The following is a 1,011-nucleotide window of genomic DNA, read 5'->3' as shown; positions in this document are numbered from 1 at the left end:
CTATATAACAAAAAAAACAACTAAAAAAACTCCCATTATTAACCCTACAATATTAATTATAATTAAATAATTATTTTTATTATACATTATAGTAAAATTTATTCAATTCATATTATCATAATATCTCATTAAAACATCATAAATCATACGAAAATATACATAAAACATTACTACAGAACAAAAAATTAAAAACATTATAAAATAATACTCATATTTAAAAATCATTATAAAAGCAAACAACTTTAAAAAAAATCCTAATAAAGGAGGTATCCCAGCTATTCTTAATACCATTAAAATCAACCAACCCTTATATTTTATTTTTATCAACATTGTAAAATCTTCAAATAATAAAAATCTAAAAAATTTCATAACTGGAAAAATTATTAAAGAATATAATAATAAATATACAAATCAACTTAAGTCATCAGAAAAATTACATAATATAATTCAGCCTATATGATACACAGAAGAATAAGCAATTAACTGCTTAAAATTCCTTTGATTATAACATCCAAAAACTCCAAAAAATAATCTAACCACTACTATCATATAAATCACATAAGAAATAAAAATTCTCATAATTATCAAAGGAATTAATTTTTGAAAAGATATTAATATAAAACAAGACATTCACGATNACATAAGAAATAAAAATTCTCATAATTATCAAAGGAATTAATTTTTGAAAAGATATTAATATAAAACAAGACATTCACGATAAACCAGAACAAACCGAAGGAAACCAAAAAAAAAAAGGACCTGCACCAATCTTATAACCCAATAATAAACAAACAACAAAATCTACTCACTCCTTATTTAAATAAAAACATCTTATTAAAACAGCTGATCCTATTCTTTGAATAAAAAAATACTTCAAACAAGACTCAATCTTTAATATACTTCTTTCTTTATATATTAATATAATAAAAATTATTATATTAATCTCTAAACCTAATCATAACAAAAACCAATCATCTCTATTTATAACTAAATGAAATCTAATAATATATA

1 protein-coding gene is annotated in these 1,011 nt (G+C 20.1%); it reads right to left on the bottom strand.

Features of this window, described 5'->3' with window-relative positions:
* Window positions 1-447: 447 nt before the first annotated feature.
* Window positions 448-630 carry a proton-conducting transporter membrane subunit gene (locus tag AB6A65_RS16355; protein ID WP_101335831.1) on the bottom strand — a complete coding sequence of 61 codons (183 nt, stop codon included), beginning with the start codon at window positions 628-630 and terminating at the stop codon, window positions 448-450.
* Window positions 631-1,011: the final 381 nt, after the last annotated feature.

Source organism: Rhodosalinus sp. FB01 (genome assembly GCF_041365715.1).
Lineage (GTDB): Bacteria > Pseudomonadota > Alphaproteobacteria > Rhodobacterales > Rhodobacteraceae > Rhodosalinus.
This window is presented reverse-complemented; position numbering and strand designations above follow the sequence as displayed.